This is a genomic window from Sphingomonas phyllosphaerae (assembly GCF_029623345.1).
Taxonomy (GTDB): domain Bacteria; phylum Pseudomonadota; class Alphaproteobacteria; order Sphingomonadales; family Sphingomonadaceae; genus Sphingomonas; species Sphingomonas phyllosphaerae_C.
In genome coordinates, this window is sequence record NZ_JAPYKH010000003.1 from 223,006 (window position 1) to 242,826 (window position 19,821).

The 19,821-nt window shown below is 69.1% G+C and carries 17 protein-coding genes and 1 tRNA gene; 11 read left to right on the top strand and 7 right to left on the bottom strand.

Translation table 11 applies throughout. The features are described from left to right. Positions 1-3: 3 nt before the first annotated feature. From rapZ to QBJ89_RS04630, 4 genes are read right to left on the bottom strand one after another with little or no spacing between them, the layout of a single operon-like run. The gene (gene rapZ / locus QBJ89_RS04615; RefSeq protein ID WP_277979359.1) at positions 4-903 is read right to left on the bottom strand and encodes an RNase adapter RapZ; all 900 of its coding nucleotides are present in this window, start codon (positions 901-903) and stop codon (positions 4-6) included. Continuing rightward, positions 900-1,328, bottom strand: coding sequence for an HPr kinase/phosphorylase (locus QBJ89_RS04620; protein WP_277979360.1), 429 nt, complete (start codon positions 1,326-1,328; stop codon positions 900-902). The genes rapZ and QBJ89_RS04620 overlap by 4 nt, the downstream gene beginning before the upstream one ends. Next, a complete protein-coding gene (locus QBJ89_RS04625) occupies positions 1,325-2,902 on the bottom strand; it encodes a sensor histidine kinase (RefSeq protein ID WP_277979361.1) in 1,578 nt (525 codons plus the stop codon). The genes QBJ89_RS04620 and QBJ89_RS04625 overlap by 4 nt, the downstream gene beginning before the upstream one ends. After that, on the bottom strand, positions 2,871-3,575 hold the full coding sequence (locus QBJ89_RS04630) for a response regulator transcription factor (RefSeq protein WP_277979362.1): 705 nt from the start codon (positions 3,573-3,575) through the stop codon (positions 2,871-2,873). Before QBJ89_RS04630 ends, QBJ89_RS04625 begins: the two co-directional genes overlap by 32 nt. 178 nt (positions 3,576-3,753) lie before the next feature. On the opposite strand from QBJ89_RS04630, the gene QBJ89_RS04635 reads away from it, so the two are divergent. After that, positions 3,754-5,361, top strand: a complete 1,608-nt coding sequence (locus QBJ89_RS04635) for a phosphoenolpyruvate carboxykinase (protein ID WP_277979363.1) — start codon at positions 3,754-3,756, stop codon at positions 5,359-5,361. A 367-nt stretch (positions 5,362-5,728) separates the two neighbouring features. Here the strand turns inward: QBJ89_RS04635 and QBJ89_RS04640 are convergent, their stop codons facing one another. Beyond that, entirely contained in the window at positions 5,729-6,442 is a 714-nt protein-coding gene (locus QBJ89_RS04640; RefSeq protein ID WP_277979364.1) for a hypothetical protein, read from the bottom strand. A gap of 160 nt (positions 6,443-6,602) precedes the next feature. Between QBJ89_RS04640 and radA the strand changes: the two genes are divergently transcribed. The 6 genes from radA (at position 6,603) to QBJ89_RS04670 (ending at position 12,596) form a co-directional block, all read left to right on the top strand. Next, on the top strand, positions 6,603-7,979 hold the full coding sequence (gene radA, locus QBJ89_RS04645; protein ID WP_277979365.1) for a DNA repair protein RadA: 1,377 nt from the start codon (positions 6,603-6,605) through the stop codon (positions 7,977-7,979). A 166-nt stretch (positions 7,980-8,145) separates the two neighbouring features. Beyond that, positions 8,146-8,706, top strand: a complete 561-nt coding sequence (locus QBJ89_RS04650) for a CvpA family protein (RefSeq protein WP_277979366.1) — start codon at positions 8,146-8,148, stop codon at positions 8,704-8,706. Continuing rightward, the gene (locus QBJ89_RS04655; protein ID WP_277979367.1) at positions 8,703-9,143 is read left to right on the top strand and encodes an iron-sulfur cluster assembly scaffold protein; all 441 of its coding nucleotides are present in this window, start codon (positions 8,703-8,705) and stop codon (positions 9,141-9,143) included. Before QBJ89_RS04650 ends, QBJ89_RS04655 begins: the two co-directional genes overlap by 4 nt. Beyond that, entirely contained in the window at positions 9,143-10,909 is a 1,767-nt protein-coding gene (locus QBJ89_RS04660) for a cation:proton antiporter (protein ID WP_277979368.1), read from the top strand. The genes QBJ89_RS04655 and QBJ89_RS04660 overlap by 1 nt, the downstream gene beginning before the upstream one ends. 8 nt (positions 10,910-10,917) lie before the next feature. Then, positions 10,918-11,238 carry a DUF423 domain-containing protein gene (locus tag QBJ89_RS04665; RefSeq protein ID WP_277979369.1) on the top strand — a complete coding sequence of 107 codons (321 nt, stop codon included), beginning with the start codon at positions 10,918-10,920 and terminating at the stop codon, positions 11,236-11,238. Between the two features lie 266 nt (positions 11,239-11,504). Next, positions 11,505-12,596, top strand: a complete 1,092-nt coding sequence (locus tag QBJ89_RS04670) for a calcium:proton antiporter (RefSeq protein WP_277979370.1) — start codon at positions 11,505-11,507, stop codon at positions 12,594-12,596. Between the two features lie 124 nt (positions 12,597-12,720). Here QBJ89_RS04670 and QBJ89_RS04675 read toward each other — a convergent pair whose 3' ends face one another. Further along, entirely contained in the window at positions 12,721-12,981 is a 261-nt protein-coding gene (locus QBJ89_RS04675; protein WP_277979371.1) for a hypothetical protein, read from the bottom strand. Beyond that, entirely contained in the window at positions 12,951-14,627 is a 1,677-nt protein-coding gene (locus tag QBJ89_RS04680; protein ID WP_277979372.1) for a M1 family metallopeptidase, read from the bottom strand. Before QBJ89_RS04680 ends, QBJ89_RS04675 begins: the two co-directional genes overlap by 31 nt. Positions 14,628-14,730: 103 nt before the next feature. Between QBJ89_RS04680 and lon the strand changes: the two genes are divergently transcribed. The 4 genes from lon (at position 14,731) to QBJ89_RS04700 (ending at position 19,745) form a co-directional block, all read left to right on the top strand. Beyond that, positions 14,731-17,127, top strand: a complete 2,397-nt coding sequence (lon, locus tag QBJ89_RS04685; RefSeq protein WP_277979373.1) for an endopeptidase La — start codon at positions 14,731-14,733, stop codon at positions 17,125-17,127. Between the two features lie 160 nt (positions 17,128-17,287). Then, positions 17,288-17,560 (top strand): HU family DNA-binding protein, encoded by a 273-nt coding sequence (locus QBJ89_RS04690; RefSeq protein ID WP_183920663.1) that lies wholly within the window; start codon positions 17,288-17,290, stop codon positions 17,558-17,560. A 52-nt stretch (positions 17,561-17,612) separates the two neighbouring features. After that, positions 17,613-17,687, top strand: a tRNA-Val gene (locus QBJ89_RS04695). A gap of 435 nt (positions 17,688-18,122) precedes the next feature. Further along, positions 18,123-19,745, top strand: a complete 1,623-nt coding sequence (locus tag QBJ89_RS04700; protein ID WP_277979374.1) for a hypothetical protein — start codon at positions 18,123-18,125, stop codon at positions 19,743-19,745. Positions 19,746-19,821: the final 76 nt, after the last annotated feature.

Here is a 19,821-nt window from a genome sequence, read left to right on the forward strand (position 1 = left end):
CGTTCATTGACGCGATGGTCGTCCTTCGAGCGCATCCTGCGGTGCCGCCGCCAGGTCACGATGCGTGATGGTGGGACAAAAGCCCGCCTCGCGCAACCGACGACCGACCCGCTCGGCGACATGCACCGAGCGGTGCTTGCCGCCGGTGCACCCGAAGGCGACGGTGACGTAGGGCTTACCCTCGGCGTGATAGCGCGGGACCAGCAGCAGGAGCAACTCCTCGATCCGGCCAACTGCCTCATCATAGGCCGGATCCGCCGCGACATAGGCGGCGACCTCGGGGTCCAGCCCGGTGCGCGGGCGCAGCTCGGGCACCCAGTGCGGGTTGCGCAGGAAGCGCATGTCGAAGACCAGGTCGACCCCCGCGGGCACGCCGCGCGCGAAGCCGAACGACTCGACCGTCAGCGTCGTGCCGACGGTGCCGTCGCGGCGGAAGGTGCGGCGGATCTCCTGCGCCAGCTGGTTGCTGGTCAGCCGGGTGGTGTCGATCAGCCGGTTGGCGCGCGCACGCAGCGGCTCGAGCAGCCGCCGCTCCAGCGCGATTCCCTCCGCGGCCGGGCGGTCGTCGGCGAGCGGGTGACGGCGGCGCGTTTCGGCGAAGCGCCGTGCCAGCTCGCCCTCCGAACAGTCGAGGAACAGCATGCCGACCTCGACCCCGGGCTCCTCGCGCAGCTGCTCGAAGCGGCGCAGCACCGCGGCGGGGTCGAAGTTGCGCGTGCGCGTGCCGAAGCCGAAGGCGAGCGGGCGCGGCGTCTCGCCGCTGTCGGGCGGCAGCGCGACGACGCGGGTCAGCAGCGACAAGGGCACGCTGTCCACCGTCTCCCAGCCGAGGTCTTCCAGCGTCTTGAGTACGGTGGTCACGCCCGCGCCGGCCATGCCGGTGATCAGCAGCACCTCGGTCACGACGGCATCTCCTTCAGCCGTGCCAACGCATATTCGACCTTGATCGGTGCCGAGGGCCAGCGCGGGTCGATCACGATCTCGGGCAGGGTGACGCCGGCGAGCTCGATCCAGCGCGGATCGGGCATGCGCTCGTCTTCCTCGCCGAGCGCCACCACGAGCGCGACCGGTGCGCCGCGCCGGTACGGCCGATCGACGATACCGAGCCCGCGCACCTCCATCCGCCCCGCTATCGTCGCGGGCGAACCTGCCACCAACTGCTCGCCGTCATGCACCAGCAACGTGTAATCGTCCGCCACCAGCTCGGCGCCGCGATCGATCAGCCGCAGCGCCAGGTCGGACTTGCCCGCGCCCGACGGTCCGGTGAGCAGCACCGCGCGCCCGCCGAGCGCGACCGCGGTGGCATGAAGCGTCACCGGCGCGGTCACGCCGCTGCCTCCCGCTCGGCGAGCGGCAGCCGCACGACGAAGCGGGCGCCGCTCAGCCGGTCCTCGCGCGACTCGACGCCGATCTCGCCCTGGTGCGCGTCGACGATGGTGCGCGCGATCGCGAGGCCCAGGCCGCTATGCTCGCCGAAGCCTTCCTGCGTCGGACGCACCGAGTGGAAGCGCTGGAAGATCGCCTCACGCGCCTGCTCGGGCACGCCAGGACCCTCGTCCTCCACCCGCACCTCCAGCATCGAGCGGTCGCGCCGCACCGCGACGCTGACGACGCCGTCATCGGGCGAGAAGGAGATGGCATTGTCGATCAGGTTGGCAAAGACTCGCTCCAGCCGCCCGCCCTCGCCGAGCACGTGGAGCTCGCCGTGATCGCGCGCGTCGAGCCGCACACGGACGCCCCGCGGCACCCCGCGGGCGTCGCGCTGCGCCACCATCGCCGCCAGCATCGCCTCGAGGTCGACCGGCTCGAAGGTCGCGCGGCTGAGCTGCGCGTCGAGCCGCGAGGCGTCGGAGATATCGCTGATCAACCGGTCGAGCCGGTGCACGTCGTCGCCGACGATCGCGAGCAGCTGCGCCTGCGCATCGGGCGCGCGGACATGGCCGAGCGCGTCCACGGCGGAGCGCAGCGAGGCGAGAGGGTTCTTGAGCTCGTGCGTGACATCGGCGGCGAACGCCTCGGTGGCGTCGATGCGCGCGCGCAGGGCGAGGCTCATGTCACTGAGCGCGCGCGCGAGCATGCCGATCTCGTCGCGCCGCTCGGGCAGGCGCGGCACCACCACCTCGCGCGCGCGGCCGAGCCGCACCCGCACCGCGGCGCGCGCCAGCCGACGCAGCGGCTCGACGATGGTGCGCGCGAGGAACAGCGACAGGCCGATCGAGATCGCCGCCACCACCAGCAGCACCACGCTCAGCCGGAAGCGCTCGAGCCGCACGCGCTCGGTGATGTCGCGCGCGTTGACCGCGGAGAGAAGCGCGCGCCCGCCGGGCAGCGGGGCGGCGGCGGTGATCACCGGGGTGCGATCGGGCGCGCGCCAGACCGTCACCGCGCTCGGCGCGCCGGCGAGCACCGCGTGCACGTCGGGCCAGCGCCGCCCATCGGTACGCTCGCGATAGCCTGGCGCGAGCGGAGCGCGGACGACGCGGTCGATCGCCGCGTCGAGAAAGCGCGCGCCACGCTTGGCGATCGAGTCGTCGTCGGGATCGTCGAGGCGGAAGTTGGCGACGCCGAGCCCCCGCGAATCGGCGCGCGTGGCGCCTCCGGAGTCGTACAGCCGCAGGCGCGTGCCGGTGTCGGTGGCGAGCCGCGCCAGCAGCCAGTCGCGCCGTGCGTCGGGGATGGCGGTGAGCGCCTCCGCCATCAGCCGCGCCTCGCGCGACGCCTGCGCGGCACGCTCGTCGAGGATGCGGGTGCGGAAGGAGTCGAGATAGAAGAAGCCGCCCGCCAAAAGGAGCAGCGCCAGGATGTTGACCGCGAGGATGCGCGGGGTGAGCGAGACCTTGCCGGACCAGGAGCGCGCCTGCTCGGCGGCGTCACTCCTCCGAAAAGCGGTAGCCGGCGCCATACAATGTCTCGATCGAGTCGAAGCCGGCATCGACCTCGCGGAACTTGCGGCGAACGCGTTTGATATGGCTGTCGATAGTGCGGTCGTCGACGTAGATGTCGTCCTGATAGGCCGCGTCCATCAGCTGGTTGCGCGTCTTCACGATGCCGGGGCGCTGCGCCAGCGTCTCAAGGATCAGGAACTCGGTGACGGTCAGCGTCACGTCATGGCCGTCCCAGCTGACCCGGTGGCGCGCCGGATCCATCACCAGCCGGCCGCGCTCGATCGGGCCCTGCGCAGCGGCATCCTCACCGCCAGGCGCGGCACTGCTCTCGGTGCGGCGCAGGATGGCGCGGATGCGCGCGATCAGCAGCCGCTGGCTGAACGGCTTGGCAATATAATCGTCCGCCCCCATCGCCAGCCCGAGCGCCTCGTCGAGCTCGTCGTCCTTGCTGGTGAGGAAGATCACGGGGACGCGGCTCTTCTCGCGCAATCGCCGCAGCAGCTCGAGCCCGTCCATCCGCGGCATCTTGATGTCGAAGATCGCGAGATCGGGCGGGTTGTCGGTAAGCGCCTTTAGCGCCGCCTCGCCGTCCGAATAGACCCGCGTCAGGAACCCCTCGGCCTGCAGTGCGATTGACACCGAAGTGAGGATGTTGCGATCGTCGTCGACCAGCGCGATCGTGGCCGTCATCGAGGGATCCGGGTCATAGCTCCGGTGGGTAGTCCAAAGCGCGCGCCCGCTCAATGGGACGCGACAAACTGCAGCAGGATGGTGTTTAACATGTTTGACGCGACCGCATGCGCCGCGTAAAACATGTTTAGCACAAGCCACTTCGCGAGGGCGTGGCGGCGAAGCAGAGGATAGACCATTGAGCGATCGCATTCCGGACGCCGGGCTCGAGGCACAGGGTATCGAGACTCGCGCCACGCTCCACTGGAACCTGGTCACCGCGCGGCTGGTCGAGGCCGCGGTGGCGCGCAACGAGGGCAAGCTTTCCGCCGACGGGCCGCTGGTGGTCGAGACCGGGCAGCACACCGGCCGCTCGGCACAGGACAAGTTCATCGTGCGCGATGCCGAGACCGAGGCGAGCGTGTGGTGGGGCAAGTCGAACAAGGCGATGACGCCCGACCATTTCGCCGCGCTGAAGGAGGACTTCGTCACCGCACTGCGTGCCAAGAGCGATCTGTTCGTGCAGGACCTGTACGGCGGCTCTCAGCCGGGCCATCGCGTCCGCGTCCGCGTGATCAACGAGCTGGCGTGGCACAACCTCTTCATCCGTACCATGCTCGTCCGACCCGAAGAGCGTGAGCTCAAGAACTTCGTCGCCGACTACACGATCATCGACCTGCCGAGCTTCCGCGCCGACCCGGCGCGCCACGGCTGTCGCAGCGAGACCGTGATCGCGGTGAACATGAGCGAGAAGCTCGTGCTGATCGGGGGCACGCGCTACGCCGGCGAGATGAAGAAGTCGGTGTTCGGCATCCTCAACTATCTGCTGCCTCCGACCGGGGTGATGCCGATGCACTGCTCGGCGAACATGGGCGCGGACGGACGCACCGCGGTGTTCTTCGGTTTGTCGGGCACGGGCAAGACGACGCTGTCGGCTGATCCCAAGCGCACGCTGATCGGCGACGACGAGCACGGCTGGTCCGACGACGCGGTCTTCAACTTCGAGGGCGGCTGCTACGCGAAGATGATCCGCCTCTCGCGCGAGGCCGAGCCCGAGATCTTCGCCACTACCAAGCGCTTCGGGACCGTGCTCGAGAACGTCGTGATGGACGAGGTGACACGCCAGCTCGACCTCGACGACAATTCGCTCGCGGAGAACAGCCGCGGCGCCTATCCGATCGACTTCATTCCCAACACGTCCGAGCGCAACATGGGCGGCACGCCGCGCAGCATCGTGATGCTGACCGCGGACGCTTATGGCATCCTGCCGCCGATCGCCAAGCTGACCCCCGATCAGGCGATGTACCACTTCTTATCCGGCTACACCGCGCGTGTCGCGGGCACCGAGATGGGCGTGACTGAGCCCGACGCCACCTTCTCGACCTGTTTCGGCGCGCCCTTCATGCCGCGCCACCCATCGATTTACGGCAATCTCCTCAAAGAGCGGATCGCGCGCGGCGGGGTCGACTGCTGGCTGGTCAACACCGGCTGGACCGGCGGCAAGTACGGCGTCGGCCATCGTATGCCGATCAAGGCGACCCGCGCGCTGCTCGACGCCGCGCTCGACGGCAGCCTCAACCATGCCGAATTCCGCACCGACCCAAATTTCGGGTTCAAGGTGCCGGTAGGGGTGCCGGGCGTCGACAGCGCGATCCTCGACCCGCGCGCGACCTGGGCGGACAAGTCTGCCTATGATGCCGCCGCGGCGCGGCTGGTCGACCTGTTCAACGATAACTTCGCGCAATTCGCCGAGCACGTCGACCAGGGCGTGCGCGACGCCGCGCCGAGGGGGGTCGCGGCGATGTGAAAGGTTTGAGGGAACGCGAAGCCGCGAAGGGTTCGATCGGCGTGGGAGCACGCGTCGGGCGGCTCTGCGGCAAATGCTCCCCGCCCGGCGTGGGAAAGTCGGTCAACGCTGGCTTTCGCCGGCGCTCTGCCGCGCGCCGTCCGGGGCAACCCTCTCCAAACCTTTACGTGACACTGTCTTCCTCGTGCCCCGGCCACGTTTGGCGCAGTCGGCTACCCGCGGCGGTCGAGCGACAACCGCTATCCCAAGCGAGCGCCGGCTTGTGCCGGCTTCCAAGCTCGAGGTGCAACAGCTCAACGGCCTCAACGAGAAGCGCCGCCCAAGTCCCTCGACGCGGGCGGCGCTCCTGTTTCAGCTCAGGCTTTGATCAGCGCGGCTTGCGCTTGGCCTTGGTTGTCGTGGTGGTCGCGCCCGGCGCGCTCGTCGAGGCGTCGGCGGTGGTGCCCGGCGTCGACGCGCTCTCGGTACCGGTCGCGGCAGTGGTGCCGGCAGCCATGTCTCCCGCCGTGGTCGAGGAGGTCGCCGACGAAGCGCTGGCGTTGCCGCCACCTGCCGCGGTCATCGCCGCTTTGAGCTGCGCCGCGGTCATGCCGAGCACGATACCCTGCGGACCAGGCCCGAAGCCGCTGGTCGGCAGCATGACCGGACCGTCGGCAGTGGTGAGCGTCACCCCGCTGGCGTCGACCGACTTGATCGTACCGAGCTGCGTGCCGCCGGTACCATAAACGGTGGCGCCGGGGACGAGCTTCGACTTGAAGTCGGCCGAGGCCTGCTCCTGTTGCTGCCCGGCGGCGGCCTCAAGCTGCGCCTTGGTCATCGCCAGCACCGGGCCCTGTGCGCCCTGACCAAGCGAGGTCAGCGGGATCGCCGCCTTGACGGTGCCGGTGTTGACCACCGCGTTGGTGCCGTCGGTGCTCTCAACGGTGCCGACGACGCCGCCCGAGGTGTCGTAGACGGTGGCGCCGGCGGCGACCGGGGCCGCACCCGTGGCAGGCGCCTGGGCCGGCGCCGCCGCTTGCGCCAGCGCGGTCCCGGGAAGGGCAGCGGCGGAAGCGAGGGCGAAAACGGCGAAGTGCTTCACGAGAAACTCCTTTGGTCGTTTGCAAATAGTTATCGCTGCTGAAACGATCACGTCACAGCGAGGGTTCCCGGTGATGGCCGACTCGCCCTGCACCTGCGGTGAACCGCCTGTTCATCGAACAGCCGTTCCCTTCCTGTTCTCACTGCGCTACGATCCCGCCATGGCGAAGATCAACAAGCGATATGTCTGCCAGTCGTGTGGCTCGGTCACCCACCGTTGGCAGGGGCAATGCGCCGACTGTTCGGAGTGGAACACCTTGATGGAGGAGGTGCCGGTCACCGCCACGCCCTTCCAGGCCAAGCACAATCTACAAGGCGGCGGGCGGACGATCGCGCTCGTCGGGCTCGACGCGGAGATCGCGCTGCCGCCGCGCACTTCGTTCGGCATCGCCGAGTTCGACCGCGCGCTCGGCGGCGGGCTGGTGGCGGGATCGGCGACGCTGATCGGCGGCGATCCCGGCATCGGCAAGTCGACGCTGCTCCTCCAGGCCGCAGCGGCACTCGCCCGGCGCGGGCACGACGTCGCATACGTCTCCGGCGAGGAGGCCGCCGACCAGGTGCGGCTGCGTGCGCGTCGCCTCGGGCTGGGCGACGCGCCGGTGAGGCTCGCCGCCGCCACCTCGACGCGCGACATCCTCACCACGCTGTCGCAGGACCGCCCGCCCGCGCTGCTGGTGATCGACTCGATCCAGACGATGCACTCCGATCTGATCGAGGGCGCGCCTGGTACGGTCAGCCAGGTCCGCGCCAGCGCGCAGGAGTTGATCCGCTTCGCCAAGGAGCGCGGCACCGCGGTGGTGCTGGTCGGCCATGTCACCAAGGACGGCACGATCGCGGGGCCGCGCGTGCTCGAACATATGGTCGACACGGTGCTGAGCTTCGAGGGCGAGCGCAGCCACCAATATCGCATCTTGCGTAGCCTCAAGAACCGCTTCGGTGGCACCGATGAGATCGGCGTCTTCGCGATGGTGGCCGAAGGACTGGAGGAAGTGTCCAATCCCTCGGCCCTGTTCCTCACCCAGCGTGACGAGGGCGTGACCGGCGCCACGGTCTTTCCCGCGCTGGAGGGCACGCGCCCGGTGCTGGTCGAGATCCAGGCGCTGGTGGTGCGGCTCGCCAGCGGGGCGACGCCGCGGCGCGCGGTGGTCGGCTGGGACTCGGGCCGGCTGGCGATGATCCTGGCGGTGCTGGAGGCGCGCTGCGGGCTCAGCTTCTCGACCTGCGAGGTGTATCTCAACGTCGCGGGTGGGTATCGCGTGCAGGATCCGGCGGCCGACCTCGCAGTCGCGGCGGCGCTGGTGTCGGCGTTGAGCGAGCGGCCGGTGCCCGCTGACGCGGTGGCGTTCGGCGAGATCGCGCTGTCGGGCGAGCTGCGCCCGGTCGCGCACGCGCCGCTGCGACTGAAGGAGGCGGCCAAGCTTGGCTTCGAGCGTGCCCTGCTGCCGGACAGCGCGGCGGGGGCGGAGCGCGATGTAATGCGACGGTCGAGCTTCCGGACCTTGGGGCAGTTCGTCGATCATCTGCTGGGGAGAGGGTGAAGAGACACGATCGGCGAACCCAATCCTCCCCGTCCCGGGGAGGATCTGTGCGGAACGTCCGGTGCGACGTACTCACCAGTTTGAGCCGCCTCGTCGCGTTCGCCGCACCCGCTCTCGCCGCAACTCGCGCTGGCCCCCGCCGCCGCCACGCCATATGGGTGCGCGGATGGATTTGCAGGGGCTCGACATCGCCGTGCTCGCCGCGGTGGCGCTGACCGCGCTCGGCGGCGTGCGGCGTGGTTTCGTCGGCGAGGTGCTGGCGCTGTTCGCCTGGGTGGCGATGGTGTTCGCGCTCAAGATCTTCCATTTGCCGCTTGCGCGCGCCCTCAGCGGCTCGGTCGGCAGCGCCTCCGGAGCGGCGGTGCTGGCCTTCGTGATCCTCACCGCCGGCACCTATGTCCTCAGCAAGATCGTGGTGAATGCGGTGGCGCGGCGCACCCGCACCTCGGTGCTCGGCCCGATCGACCGCGCGTTGGGGTTCGGGTTCGGTGCGCTCAAGGGGTTGATCCTGGCCAGCCTCGCCTATCTTCTGATGATCCTCGTGCTCGACACGACGGGCGGCGGGCCGTCGCACCGGCCGGCGTGGCTGACGCAGGCGCGGACCTACCCGCTGCTCAGCGCGACGAGCGCGTCGATCGCCGATTTCGTCGATCGTCGGCGGCGCGGCGAGCCCGTCTTCGCGCCACGTGTCCCGCCGCGGCCGGCCAGAGAGAGCAGAGCGTCATGAGCCTCGACCTGTACACTCCCGAGATCAGCGCGCTCGCCATCGGCAACCCTTATCCCGAGCGGCTCGCCGGCCCCGCGGGTTCGGCGGAGAAGCGCTCGCCGATCTGCGGCAGCCGCGTGACGGTGGACGTCGATCTCGACGGCGACGGGCGAGTGGCGGCGCTGGGCACGCAAGTGCGCGCCTGCCTGCTCGGCCAGGCTTCGGCGACGCTACTGGCGCAGCACGCAATCGGCCGCACGCCCGAGGAGCTGGCGGCGGCGCGCGACGCGCTCACCGCCTGGCTCGCCGGCACCGGCGACACGCCCGACTGGCCCGGCATCGCGATCTTCGCGCCCGGGCTCAAGCTCACCGCGCGCCATCCTTCGATCCGGCTTGCGTTCGAAGCGGCGGCGGAAGCAGCCGAACAGGCGCGCGCCGCGAGCAAGGTCGTGGTCTGATGGAGCACGCCGCCGACGGCTCGCTGGTTCGCGACGGGACGATCTTGCTCGGGGCGGGGCTGGTCTTCGTGCTGCTGTTCCGGCGGCTCGGTCTGGGCGCGACGCTGGGCTTCCTCGTCGCCGGCGCGCTAGTCGGGCCGCAGTTGCTGGGACTGGTCGGCGACGCCGAGACCAAGCTGGGCTTCGCCGAGCTCGGCATCACCCTGCTGCTCTTCATCGTCGGGTTGGAGCTGAGCCCGACTCGGCTGTGGCGGCTCAAGGAGGATATTCTCGGGCTGGGTGCGATCCAGGTGATCGGCTGCGGTATCGCCATCGCCGCGATCCTCGCGCTTGCCGCCAAATTCTCGCTGGCCGCGGCGCTGGCGGTGGGCATGCCGCTGGCGCTGTCGTCGACCGCGCAGGTGCTGCCCATGCTGCAATCGTCAGGGCGGCTGCGCACGCCATTTGGTGAGCGCGCCTTCTCAATCCTGCTGTTCCAGGACCTGTCGATCATCCCGATGATCACGATCATCGCTGCGATGAGCCGCAACCCCGAGGCGGCGGCGGGGCCGCCCGGCTGGCTGCTGGTGGTCTATACCGTACTCGCCATTGCCGGCCTGGTCGCGGTGGGGCGTTTCGCGCTCCGCCCGTTGTTCCGGGGCATCGGCAATCTCGGCGAGCGCGAGATGTTCGTCTTCGCTGCGCTGTTCACAGTGATCGCCGCGGCGGCACTGATGGAGTGGCTCGGCCTCTCCACCGCGCTGGGCGCCTTTGTCGCGGGCGTGATGCTGGCGGACAGCCCCTACCGACATGAACTGGAGACCGACGTCGAGCCGTTCCGCTCGATCCTGCTCGGCCTGTTCTTTCTCGCGGTCGGGATGATGCTCGACCTTCACGCGATCGCCGAGCGGCCCTTCTTCGTGGTCGCGATGGCGGCGGCGTTGATCGCCACCAAGGCCGGGTTCATCACGCTGCTCGGGCGTGCCTTCCGCATGAAGTGGCGGCAGGCGGTAGCGCTCGGGCTGCTGCTGAGCCAGGGGGGCGAGTTCGGCTTCGTGCTGCTCGCCCAGGCGCAGAACGCGTATCTGATCGCCCCCGAGGCGGCGAGCCTGTTCGGCGCGATCATCACGCTGTCGATGGCGACAACGCCCTTTCTCATGATGTTCACCCGCCGCTTCCGCGAGGAGCCGATCGTCGCTGACGGGGCTCGTGACGGTCCCAAGGCGGACGGCGCCAATGCGATCATCGTCGGCTATGGCCGCTTCGGCCAGACGGTCGGGCAGATGCTGATGATGCAGGACATCCCGGTCACGCTGATCGACACCGACATCGAGATGATCGACATTGCCGAGGAGTTCGGGTCCAAGGTCTATTACGGTGACGGGACGCGGCTCGACCTGCTCCGTCAGGCCGGTGCGGCCGAGGCGGAGTTGATCATGTTTTGCATGGACGGCGACCAGCTCGACCTCGGCCAGCTCGAGGCCATCCACGAAGCCTTCCCGCGTGCCGCGATCTACGTCCGCACGTTCGACCGGCGCGCGCTGGTGCGGCTCAAGCCGGGGCCCGCGCGCGCGGTGGTGCGCGAGGTACTGGAGTCGGCGATCCGCATGGCGCGGCTGGCGATGGAGGGGCTGGGCGTCTTGCCCAGCGAGATCGATCGCGCCGAGCAGATGTACCGCGCGCGCGACCGCGAGCGGCTGCGCATCCAGATCGAGGCGGGCGACATCCGCGCCGCGCGCGCGCTGGTCGCCGAGCAGGCGCCATGGGGCGGGGGGCAGCGCGAGTGAGCTGGTTGATGGTCGTGGCGGCCTTGTCGGGCGCGCTGGCGGTGGGCGCGGGCGCGTTCGGTGCGCACGGCGCGAGCGGCGCGGCGGTGGAATGGCTTAAGACCGGAAGTCATTATCAGCTGGTCCACGCGGTCGCCGCGCTAGTGGCGCTGCGGCTGGAGGCGCGCGGGCCGGCGTGGCTGTTCCTCGCCGGCGGCGCGCTGTTCGCGGGAACCTTGTACCTCATGGCACTTGGCCTGCCGCGTTGGCTCGGCGCAGTGACGCCGATCGGCGGCACGCTGCTGATCGCGGGCTGGCTGTGGCTGGCGTGGAGCGGCATGCGGGGTTAGATCCTGGCTCATCGCACCGTCGGTCGCGTGCAGCATCCCCGCCGTGAGATAGGCACCGAGCGCGCCGATCGAGCCGCTTGCCCGCCAATCATCGCGCGGCGCGACTGCCGCTGTGACAGCTCGCCTGTCTGGGGTGGATAGCGCACGATCGCGCCATCTCGAATCTGTTGTCCAAGAAGCAAGCCCTTCATCGCGGCACCGACCTTTGCATATCATGTCCGACGGATCGCAGCGCCCCATTCGCGCATTGCCCCGGCATGCAGACGATGACCGACGCCCCGCTGGCCGCCGCTCCGCGGCTGATGCCCTGGTGGGCGGTCGGTTTCCCGCTCGCCGGCGTTGTCGCGGTGCTGCTAGGCCTCGCCAAGTTGGGGAGCGGCGGCACGGTCGCGGCGGCGGTGATCCTGTTCGGCGCCGTGCTCGCCGCGGTCCATCATGCCGAGGTGGTGGCGCATCGCGTCGGCGAGCCGTTCGGAACGCTGGTGCTCGCGCTCGCGGTGACGGTGATCGAAGTGTCGCTGATTGTCTCGCTGATGCTGTCCGATGCCGGTGATGCCTCGGCGCTGGCGCGCGACACCGTCTTCGCCGCGATCATGATCATCCTCAACGGCATCATCGGCCTGTGCCTGATGGTGGGTGGCGTGATCCACGGCGAGCAGCGCTTCTCGCTGCGCGGCGCGAGCGCGGCACTGTGCACGCTGGCCGCACTGGCGATCCTGACGCTGGTCCTTCCGAACTACACCTCCACCACTACAGGGCCGAGCTATTCGACGTCGCAGCTGATCCTCGTCGCCGTGGTCAGCCTGTTCCTCTACGGCGTGTTCGTGATGGTGCAGACGCTGCGGCATCGCGACTATTTCCTCAGCGCCGAGGGCGAAGAGGATCATGGCGCGGTTCCCGACGCGCGCACCACGTGGACCGCTTTCGCGCTGCTCCTTGTCGCGCTGGTCGCGGTGGTGCTGCTCGCCAAGGCGCTGTCGGCGACGATCGAGCGCGCGGTGCTCGACGCGGGACTGCCGCTCGCCGTCGTCGGCGTGGTCATCGCGGCGCTGGTGCTCGCGCCCGAGAGCCTCGCCGCCGTTCGCGCGGCGCGGCGCAATCGCATCCAGACCAGCCTCAATCTCGCGCTCGGCTCGGCGCTGGCGACGATCGGGCTGACGATCCCGGCGGTCGCGATCGTCAGCCTGGTGCTCGACCTTCCACTCGCGTTGGGGATCGGGGCGAAGAGCCTGGTATTGCTCGCGCTCTCGCTCTTCGTCGCGACGATCTCGCTCGGCAACGGACGGACGACGGTGTTGCAAGGCGCGGTGCACCTGGTGATCTTCGCGGTCTATCTGTTCACCACGGTGGTGCCGTAAGCCGCCACGAGAGCGCGACCACCACAGCTGAGCGGTGCTCCTGCGGACGCAGGAGCCCAGACTTCCGTAAATGGCATTCTTGGCAATGGGGTCCTGCGTGTGCAGGAGCACGGAGGCGGAAGCCTCACCGCGCGCGCTGTCGTGCCGCGAGCGCGATGCCGATCGCGATCTGCAGCACCGCATAGGCGCGCCGCCGCCCCGGCCGGTCGACGAAGGGCGCGACCAGCGCCTCCGCGCCGAGCGCACGCTCCTGCCACAGCGCGACGTGGCGGCGCGGCTGGAGCAGCCCGAGCATGCCGTCGCCGATCATGAAGACCGCGGCCATCTCGGCGCTGCGTCGTGCCAGCAGCCGGCTCACTTCAAGGTCGTCGATCGCGCGCGCCATGCCTGATACTCCTCCACTGCGACCGAGCGACGCAGCACGCGCGCCGCCGGATCGATCGTGACGTGCGCCCCGGCGGGAACGCGCACCCCGCCCGGCACCGCGACGCGACGCAGATCCTCGCCGACCTGAACCTCCACCGGCATCGCGAAGATGCGCGGCTGCTCGGTCTTCCAGACCAGGCGCAGCACGCCGCGATCCCGCGTCGCCAGCAGCTCGGGTAACGCGCGGTCGCGCAGATAAGTGTCGAAGAACCAGCGGAAATCCTTGCCGGTCACGCGCGCGACGATCGCCTCGAAGTCGCGCGTCGAGCCGAACCGTGGGCGGAAGTTGCCGGGGCGCGGGTCCGGGCGACCGTAGACCAGCCGCCGCACCGACTCGTAGAAGGCGGCGTCGCCGATCAGCCAGCGCAGGGTGTGGAGCGTCCACGATCCCTTGTAATAGATATCGGTGCCCGCGCCGCCTTGGGTGGGCTCGTACACCTCCTCCTCGGTGAGCACGCGATCACGCACGACCGGCGCACGGTTCGCGATCTGGTTGCGCTGCGCCTCCAGCATCACCGCGTAACGCGCCTCGCCCTCGCGCCAGCGCCCGTACAGCGGCTGCATGTAGCTGCCGAAACCCTCGTGCAGCCAGTAATCGTCCCAGTTGGCGGCGGTCAGCTGGTTGCCGAACCACTCGTGCGAGAATTCGTGGTGGAAGAGCCAGTCGAAGCCCTCGGGCGCCTTGGCATAGCCGTTGCCGTAGGCGTTGATCGTCTGGTGCTCCATGCCCTTATGCGGCGTCTCGACCACGCCGAGCTTCTCGTCGCCGAAGGGATAGGGGCCGATCACCGTCTCGAAGAAGTCGAGCGTCGGCGCAAACTCGGCGAAGAGCGCGCGCGCCTGCGTCTCCTCGCCCGGCAGATACCAGTAAGCGAGCGGTATCTCGTTGCCGTAGCGGCTGCGATATCGCCCCTCGATCACCTCGTAGGGGCCGAGATTGATGGCGATGGCATAGGTGTTGGGCTGACGCGCGCGCCAGTGCCACACGCTGCGCCCGTCGGGCAGCGGGTCGACCCCGAGCAGACGGCCGTTCGACGGCGCCTTCAGCCCCCGGGGTGCGGTGATGTGGAGCAGAGCCTCGCCCGGCTCGCCCTCGGGGAAGTCGAGGCAGGGCCAGAGCAGGTCGCAGCCATAGCCCTCGGTCGTGGTCGCGATCCACGGGCGACCGTCGGACGTGGTGGACCAGACGATGCCGTCGTCCCACGGTGCGTTGACCGCGACGTGCGGCGTGCCGTCATAGGCGATGTCGACCGCCGCGACCGCCCCCTTCGCCAGCGGCACCGCGAGCGCGAGCTGGCCGTCCGGGCGCTGCACCGACGTGGCGGGGAGTGCGCGGCCATCAACCGTGACCGAGCGCACCGTGTAATTGGAGTCGAGGTCGAGCAGCAGACGCGGTACCGTCGCCGCCGCGCGCACGCCGAGCCGTGCACGCGCCGTCAGCGTCCGCCGTGCGGGGTCGAGCGCGAACCAGAGTTCGGCCGAGACGAGCCGGATCGCGGCCTGCTCGGTCGGGCGGATACCCCCCGAGCGCTGCGTCGGCGCGGTGATCGCGGGCTCGCCCTTCCCGGGCAGGTGTGGGCTCTGCGCCGCGGTGGCTCCGCTCAAGCTCAGCGCCAGGGCGGTCGTTCGCACTGCCAGATTGATGCGGCGCCCCCACACACCATATAAAGCGCGTTGGCCGTCCTCATCGGGCGGCGCCGGAGTATCCATGACGTCCACTTTCCCCGTACTGCCGCTTCGCGACATCGTCGTGTTCCCGCACATGATCGTGCCGCTGTTCGTCGGGCGCGACAAGTCGGTCGCCGCGCTGGAGGCGGCGATGGCCGCGGACAAGGAGATCTACCTGGTCGCGCAGCTCGACCCGGCCGAGGACGACCCGTCGCGCGACGACCTGTACACGATGGGCGTCACCGCCACGGTGCTCCAGCTGCTCAAGCTGCCCGACGGCACCGTGCGCGTGCTGGTCGAGGGTAAGGCCCGCGCCACGCTGGAGACGCTGGAGGAGAGCGGGGTCTATCTTACCGCCACGGTCGCGCCTGTCGCCGACGCCGAGGTGGAGGGGCCCGAGCTGGCCGCGTTGATGCGCTCGGTGGTCGACCAGTTCGAGAATTACGCCAAGCTCAACCGCAAGCTCCCCGCGGAACTGGCGGCGCAGCTGGCCGAGATCACGGGCGCGGGGCAGCTCTCCGACACGGTCGCGGGCAACATCCAGGTCAAGGTCGCCGAAAAGCAGTCGCTGCTGATGGAGGCCGATCCGCTCAAGCGGCTCGAGATGGCCTATGCGCTGATGGAGGGCGAGCTCGGCGTCCTCCAGGTCGAGAAGAAGATCAAGAGCCGCGTCAAGCGCCAGATGGAGAAGACGCAGCGCGAATATTATCTCAACGAGCAGCTCAAGGCGATCCAGCGCGAGCTCGGCAACGAGGGCGAGGAGGGTGAGGGCGACGAGATCGCCGAGCTCACCCAGAAGATCGCGACGCTCCGCCTTTCCAAGGAGGCGCGCACCAAGGCGACCGCCGAGCTGAAGAAGCTCAGGACGATGGCGCCGATGAGCGCCGAGGCGACCGTGGTTCGCAATTATCTCGACGTGCTGCTGGGCCTGCCCTGGGGCAAGAAGAGCAAGATCAAGAAGGACATCGCCGCCGCGCAGGCGGTGCTGGACGAGGATCACTACGCGCTGGAGAAGGTCAAGGACCGGATCGTCGAGTATCTCGCGGTGCAGGCGCGCACCAACAAGCTGAAGGGGCCTATCCTGTGCCTCGTCGGTCCGCCGGGCGTGGGCAAGACGTCACTGGGCAAGAGCATCGCCAAGGCGACCGGGCGCGAGTTCATCCGTCAGTCGCTCGGCGGCGTGCGCGACGAGGCCGAGATCCGTGGCCATCGCCGCACCTATATCGGCTCGCTGCCGGGCAAGGTCGTTACCAACCTCAAGAAGGCAGGGGCGAGCAACCCGCTGTTCCTGCTCGACGAGATCGACAAGCTTGGGCAGGATTTCCGCGGCGACCCGGCCTCGGCGCTGCTCGAGGTGCTCGATCCCGAGCAGAACGCGCGTTTCAACGACCATTATCTCGAGATCGACATCGATCTCAGCGACGTGATGTTCGTCTGCACCGCCAACTCGCTCAACCTGCCGCAGCCGCTGCTCGACCGCATGGAGATCATCCGGCTCGAGGGCTACACCGAGGACGAGAAGGTCGAGATCGCCGAGCGCCACCTGATCGCCAAGCAGGTGCAGGCGCATGGGCTCAAGCCGGGCGAGTTCACGCTGACCGACGAGGGGCTGCGCTCTCTGATCCAGCGTTACACGCGCGAGGCGGGCGTCCGCACGCTCGAGCGCGAGGTCGCCAAGCTGTGCCGCAAGGCGCTGCGCCAGATTCTCGAGGGCAAGATCACGAGTGTGACGATCACGCCCGAGAATCTCGCCGACTTCGCGGGCGTGCAGAAATTCCGTCACGGCCTGTCCGAGACCGAGGATCAGATCGGCGCGGTCACCGGTCTCGCCTGGACCGAGGTGGGTGGCGAGCTGCTGACGATCGAGAGCGTCACCGTACCGGGCAAGGGCCAGGCCAAGGTGACAGGCAAGCTCGGCGACGTCATGAAGGAATCAGTCCAGGCCGCCTACAGCTTCGTCCAGGCACGCTCGCCCTCGTTCGGGATCAAGCCCAGCCTGTTCCATCGCAAGGACATCCACATCCACCTGCCCGAGGGCGCGGTGCCTAAGGATGGGCCGTCGGCGGGCATCGGGCTGGTCACCTCGATCGTCTCGACGCTCACGGGCATCCCTGTCCGCAAGGAGGTGGCGATGACGGGTGAAGTGACACTGCGCGGCCGCGTCCTGCCGATCGGCGGCCTCAAGGAGAAGCTGCTCGCGGCGCTGCGCGGCGGGATCGAGACAGTGCTGATCCCGAAGGAGAATGAAAAGGATCTGACGGAGATACCCGCGAACATCCGCGAAGGGCTGCGGATCGTGCCGGTCAGTCACGTCGACGAGGTGCTGAAGCTCGCGTTGACCCAGCCGCTCGAGGCGATTGACTGGACCGAGGCGGACGAGCTGGCGGCGCTGCCGCCCGCGCCGATCACGCCCGTCGGCGGCGAGCTGCATCACTAATTTACGTTAACACGACGTAACTTACTGCCGCCGCGTCCTGTCCCGGGGCGCGGCGGTTTCAATTGACTTGACGCCGACCGCGCGCCTTATTGGACGGATGCGGGCCACGCTCCGCGAATCCATCACGAATGCGTAACGGTAAGGGACGGGGTCTTCTCGCATGAATAAACAAGAATTGATCGCGCAGGTCGCGACGGCGGCCGGGCTCGGCAAGAGCGAGGCGAGCCGCGCGGTCGAGGCGGTGTTCGACGCGATCTCGACGAGCCTGAAGAAGGGAGACGAGGTGCGCCTGGTCGGCTTTGGCACCTTCGCGGTCAGTCGTCGCAAGGCGTCGACGGGGCGCAACCCGCGCACCGGTGAGCCGATGACGATCAAGGCCTCGAGCCAGCCCAAGTTCAAGGCGGGCAAGGTGCTCAAGGACTCGCTCAATTAAGTGCTGGACAGGGCTGGCGCGCTCCCGTAGGTGCGCCGCTCCCGACGCGGATGGGCGCGTAGCTCAGCGGTAGAGCACACCCTTCACACGGGTGGGGTCACAGGTTCAATCCCTGTCGCGCCCACCATCCGACCGGCCCGAACGCCCCGCTCGTCCCAGTGACCGGCGGGGGCTTCTCTTATGTGCCGGGGACGGTCGCGCGCTCCCTCAGACGGCGCGCTCCCGCGCAAGCAGGATCCCAGCATTCGGACTCGTGTCGATCGCGGCTCCGTTTTCCCGCGGGCGCAGGGACACGGTCCATCTGTGTCTCGTGAGCCGACGATCACAGGCTGGCGCTGGAGTAGACGCGCTCCGGCCGCTCGCGCATTGACAAGTCCCAGATCGGGGCACTGACGCGTCTGTCATGTAAGCGTAACTGAAACGACGCCGAAACGTCTCGGAAGACTCATTCAGCTGTCATCGAGCGGGCCTAGCGGCGCTGCTCAGGGAGCGAGCGGGCGCACATGGTTCGACTCGCCGCACCGAGCCCCAAAGCGGGGCTCGTCCTAACAGGGAGTGAGTCATGGTCAGCTTCAGCCGTCGCAGCAAGTTCCTGCTGGCGACCTCCGCCACGTTGTTCCTCGCCTCGTGCGGAGCGGACGATGTCGCCTCGCCGGGCGCCGGCAGCCTGCCGATCACGATCGTCCAGCCCGCCCCGACCCCGACGCCGACCGGCACGCCGACCCCGACGGCCCTGACCAACGCGCAGATCGCGCTGGCCACGACGCAGTCGGGCGTGACTGTCACCGCCGACGAGCAGGTTGCGATCCTCAACGCCGGGCAGAACAACAATCTGCAGGGTTTCGGCAGCACGCTGAGCGGTGTCTACCCGGTCAGCGGCGCCTCGCTGGCGACCGCGAGCAACCCGCAGACGGTGCTCGGCAATACCAGCTTCATCCAGAACACGAGCTTTGTCGGCGCGCTCAGCGGACCCAACGACGCGGCCTTCTCGGGCTGGACCTGCAGCTCGACCGCGGCGAGCTTCCTGAATAGCAGCAACTGCACCGCAGTGCCCTCGATCGGCAGCGGGACGCCCGCCGCCTCGTGCCCGACCGGGTTGACCGACGACGGTGTGAACTCGTCGACGGCGCCGACCTTCCGCTATTGCCGCCTGCCGCAGATCATCACCGCGGACCTGACGCTCGCCAAGATCCCCGGCCTGGTCTATCGCTTCCGCGGCCAGACTGAGGTCGGCGACGTCAGCAGCGCCACCGGGGTCACGCTGACGATCGCGCCGGGTGTCGTGCTCGCCGCCGACTCGTCCGAAGCAACGAACGACCTGCTGCTGGTCAATCGCGGCAGCCGGCTCAACGCGGTCGGCACCGCTGATGCGCCGATCATCTTCACCGCGCAGCAGAACCTCGCCAACAATGGCGTGTCGGACGCGACCCAGGGTCTCTGGGGTGGCGTGATCCTGCTCGGTCGCGCGCCGACCGCGGTCTGCGCCGCCGGCACCGGCCCGAACGATGCCAACGGCAGCTCGGCGACCTGCCAGCAGGCGATCGAGGGCGTCACCGGCCGCTTCTACGGCGGCTCCAACCAGGCCGACAGCTCGGGCACGCTCCAGTACGTCCAGATCCGCTACACCGGCATCGCGATCAGCGAGGGTAACGAGCTCCAGGGCCTGACGCTCGGCGGCACCGGCTCGGGCACGACGATCGACCACGTGCAGAGCCACAATTCGTCGGACGACGGCGTCGAGATCTTCGGCGGCGCCACCAACCTGAAGTATTTCGTCGTGACCGGCGCCGACGACGACGGGTTCGACGTCGACAACGGCTGGCGCGGCTTCATGCAGTTCATCATCGCCGCGCAGAAGGCCTCCGGCTCGACGGCCGACTCGTTCGCGACCGAGATCGACTCGAACGGGGCCGAGGACCTGCTGCCGCGCACCTACGGCCGCTACGCCAACTTCACCTTCATCCAGACCAACTCGGCCCCGGCCGCGATCCGCCTGCGCGGCGGCGCGGACTTCGCCTTCGTCAACGGCGTGGTGAAGTCGGCGGCCGGTGCGGCGTGTGTCAACATCATCGCCGGCGCCGGCGACGGGGCGACGCGCACCACGATCCGCGCCGCCGACAGCGCGCTCCAGGACGTCGGGCCGCCGACCTTCAACTCGGTCTACTTCCAGTGCCAGGGCCGCTGAGGCGCCACCAGCCCTCGTGATGCTCGGCGGAGCCCGGGGAGCGCCTCGCAGCGCCGCCCCGGGCCCGCTCATAGAA

Excerpts from the sequence above, each read along its gene's own strand:
- QBJ89_RS04660 (WP_277979368.1), top strand. The coding sequence starts at position 9,143 with ATGGAGCACGCCGCCGACGGCTCGCTGGTTCGCGACGGGACGATCTTG.
- QBJ89_RS04655 (WP_277979367.1), top strand. The coding sequence starts at position 8,703 with ATGAGCCTCGACCTGTACACTCCCGAGATCAGCGCGCTCGCCATCGGC.
- QBJ89_RS04630 (WP_277979362.1), bottom strand. The coding sequence starts at position 3,575 with ATGACGGCCACGATCGCGCTGGTCGACGACGATCGCAACATCCTCACT.
- QBJ89_RS04625 (WP_277979361.1), bottom strand. The coding sequence starts at position 2,902 with ATGGCGCCGGCTACCGCTTTTCGGAGGAGTGACGCCGCCGAGCAGGCG.
- QBJ89_RS04690 (WP_183920663.1), top strand. The coding sequence starts at position 17,288 with ATGAATAAACAAGAATTGATCGCGCAGGTCGCGACGGCGGCCGGGCTC.
- QBJ89_RS04700 (WP_277979374.1), top strand. The coding sequence starts at position 18,123 with ATGGTCAGCTTCAGCCGTCGCAGCAAGTTCCTGCTGGCGACCTCCGCC.
- QBJ89_RS04650 (WP_277979366.1), top strand. The coding sequence starts at position 8,146 with ATGGATTTGCAGGGGCTCGACATCGCCGTGCTCGCCGCGGTGGCGCTG.
- lon (WP_277979373.1), top strand. The coding sequence starts at position 14,731 with ATGACGTCCACTTTCCCCGTACTGCCGCTTCGCGACATCGTCGTGTTC.
- radA (WP_277979365.1), top strand. The coding sequence starts at position 6,603 with ATGGCGAAGATCAACAAGCGATATGTCTGCCAGTCGTGTGGCTCGGTC.
- QBJ89_RS04670 (WP_277979370.1), top strand. The coding sequence starts at position 11,505 with ATGACCGACGCCCCGCTGGCCGCCGCTCCGCGGCTGATGCCCTGGTGG.
- QBJ89_RS04675 (WP_277979371.1), bottom strand. The coding sequence starts at position 12,981 with ATGGCGCGCGCGATCGACGACCTTGAAGTGAGCCGGCTGCTGGCACGA.
- QBJ89_RS04665 (WP_277979369.1), top strand. The coding sequence starts at position 10,918 with ATGGTCGTGGCGGCCTTGTCGGGCGCGCTGGCGGTGGGCGCGGGCGCG.